Annotated in this window: 3 protein-coding genes; all 3 read right to left on the bottom strand. The window is 72.5% G+C overall.

Features of this window, described 5'->3' with window-relative positions; all coding sequences use genetic code 11:
- Nucleotides 1–553: amidase (locus tag IH13_RS0123860; protein WP_031087683.1), on the bottom strand; the 553-nt coding region annotated here is incomplete at its 3' end.
- A gap of 5 nt (nucleotides 554–558) precedes the next feature.
- Nucleotides 559–855, bottom strand: a complete 297-nt coding sequence (gatC, locus tag IH13_RS0123855; RefSeq protein ID WP_014048481.1) for an Asp-tRNA(Asn)/Glu-tRNA(Gln) amidotransferase subunit GatC — start codon at nucleotides 853–855, stop codon at nucleotides 559–561.
- Between the two features lie 45 nt (nucleotides 856–900).
- Nucleotides 901–2,666, bottom strand: a 1,766-nt coding sequence (locus IH13_RS0123850) for a putative bifunctional diguanylate cyclase/phosphodiesterase (protein WP_420713392.1), incomplete at its 5' end; no start/stop codon positions are given.

The following is a 2,666-nucleotide window of genomic DNA, read 5'->3' as shown; positions in this document are numbered from 1 at the left end:
GGCGGATGGAGCCGCCGGTGTCCGTGCCGATGGCGAGCGGGGCCTCGAAGGAGGCGAGGGCGGCGGAGGAACCGCCGCCGGAGCCGCCGGGGATGCGGGTGAGGTCCCAGGGGTTGCCGGTCGGGCCGTAGGCGCTGTTCTCGGTGGAGGACCCCATGGCGAACTCGTCCATGTTGGTCTTGCCGAGGATGACGACGTCGGCGGCCCTCAGCTTCGTGGTGAGGGTGGCGTCGTACGGCGGGACCCAGCCCTCGAGGATCTTCGAACCGACGGTGGTCGGCATGTCCTTGGTGGTGAAGATGTCCTTGAGCGCGAGCGGGACGCCGGCCAGCGGACCGAGCTTCTCGCCCGCCGCCCGCTTGGCGTCGACGGCGCGCGCCTGCGCGAGGGCGCCCTCGCGGTCGACGTGCAGGAAGGCGTGGACCTTCTCGTCGACGGCCTCGATCCGGGCCAGGTGGGCCTCGGTGACCTCGACGGCCGTCAGCTCGCCGGAGGCGATCTTCTCGGCGATCTGCGCGGCCGTGAGCTTGATGATGGTGCTGATGTCCGTCATGGCTGTTAGTCCTCCCCCAGGATCTGCGGCACCTTGAAACGCTGCTGCTCCTGGGCCGGGGCGCCGGAGAGCGCCTGCGCGGGGGTGAGCGACGGACGGACCTCGTCCGCCCGCATGACGTTGGTCAGCGGCAGCGGGTGGGAGGTCGGCGGTACGTCTTGGTCGGCGACCTCGGAGACGCGGGCGACCGCGCCGATGATGTCGTCGAGCTGACCGGCGAAGTGTTCGAGCTCTTCGCCCTTCAGCTCCAGACGCGCCAGCCGGGCGAGGTGGGCGACCTCCTCGCGCGTGATGCCAGGCATACAGCGATCCTCAGGGTTCGGCGAAGTTGATTCGAGGAACCAATCCTATGGGGTCCGGGGACACGCCGACGGACACACCGCCTCCGGGGCCCCGGCCCGCCCCTTCAGGCCGTCGCCGGACCCGGGTTGAGCGCGCGTCCCGTCGGCCGGGGATCGCGTTCGGAGGCGACCGCCGCCGCGGCCGCCGCCTCCAGCTCGCAGGTCCCGCAGCCGCTCCCACGTCTCGTCGTCCTCCACGCCCTCGGCGACGACCAGCAGGCCCAGCGAGTGGGCCAGGTCGATGGTGCAGCGGACGATCTCGGCGTCCTCGGTGTCGACGGCGAGACGGGCGACGAACGACCGGTCGATCTTCAGTTCGCTGACCGGCAGCTTCCGCAGGTGCACCAGGGAGGAGTAGCCGGTGCCGAAGTCGTCCAGGGACATCTTCACGCCGTGCGCGGTGAGCCCGGCCATGGTGTCGGCGGCCCGCTGCGGGTCCTCCAGCAGCACGTGCTCGGTGATCTCCAGTTGCAGCGCACCGGCGGGGACGCCGTGTCTGGCCAGCCGGGCGGCGACGCTGCCCGCGAAGCCCGGGGTGTGCACGTCGCGCGGAGAGACGTTGACGGCGACCGGGACGAGCAGCCCCTGCGCGCGCCACCGCGCGACCTGGGCGAGGGCCGTCTCCAGGACGTACTCGGTCAGGTGCGGCATCAGGCCGGAGGACTCCGCGATGGCGATGAACTCGTCCGGGGGGACCCGCCCCCGCTCCGGGTGCACCCAGCGTACGAGCGCTTCGAGACCGGCGACCTGGCCGTCGAAGCGGACCTTGGGCTGGTAGTGGAGCTCCACCTCCCGGGCGTCCAGGGCGCGGCGCAGGTCGCCCAGCAGCCCGAGCCGGTCGGGGGTGTTGCTGTCGCGCTTCGACTCGTACACCTCGACGCCGGTGCGGTCGCGCTTGGCCTGGTACATGGCGACGTCCGCGCGGCGGAGCAGCCCTTCGGCGTCGAGCGCGTGGTCGGGGTGGACGGCGACCCCGGCGCTGGCCTCCAGCACCAGGGTGAGCCCGTCCAGACCGAGGGGGGAGGAGAGTTCGGCGACCAGGTGGCGGGCGACGCGCTGGGCGCTGGTGGTGGAGTCCGTGGTCGGCAGCAGGACGGCGAACTCGTCGCCGCCGAGCCGCGCGGCCTCCGCGCCACGGGGCAGGGCGAGCCGGAGCCGTTCGGCGATCTGGAGGAGCAGCCGGTCTCCGGCGAGGTGGCCCAGGGTGTCGTTGACGGCGCGGAAGCGGTCCAGGTCGATGAGGACGAGCGCGGCCCGGGCGCCGGTGGCCTCGGCGTCCTCCAGCGCGGTCCACGTCCGCTCCAGGAGCCACAGCCGGTTGGGCAGCCCCGTCAACGGGTCCCGCAGTTGCTCCTCGGCCCGGGCGCGGGCGATCCAGAGCGTGGAGTCCAGGGCGATCAGCGGGATGGCGAAGAGCGGCAGCAGTACCGGCATGACGGAGGCGACGACGCAGATCAGCGGGGTGATCCCGACCAGGGCGACGGCGACGAGTCCCTGGCGCAGGACGGCGGTGCGGGCGACGGTGGGCAGTTGGCCGCTCTGGGAGGCCCGGGTGTACCACAGGAGGAGCCGGGTGACGAGCAGATAGGTGCAGGCGGCGAGGAGCACTTCGGGCACGGCCTCGATGCCCCACTGGAGTGGCCGCCAGGGTCTCTCCACGGTGGCCCCCTCGCCGAACGCGGCCAGGACGAGTGCGGCGGCGCCGATGCCGAGTATGTCCACGGCGCCGTGCAGCAGCCCCTGCCACCAGCGGCTGTCTCTTATACACATCT

The sequence above is a fragment of the Streptomyces sp. NRRL WC-3549 genome, from assembly GCF_000721935.1.
Lineage (GTDB): Bacteria > Actinomycetota > Actinomycetes > Streptomycetales > Streptomycetaceae > Streptomyces.
The sequence above is the reverse complement of the archived record's forward strand: the minus strand, read 5'-3'. Positions and strand labels throughout refer to the sequence as shown.

What these genes read in the sequence shown, in the direction of transcription:
- gatC (WP_014048481.1), bottom strand. Translation starts at nt 855, where the DNA reads ATGCCTGGCATCACGCGCGAGGAGGTCGCCCACCTCGCCCGGCTGGCG.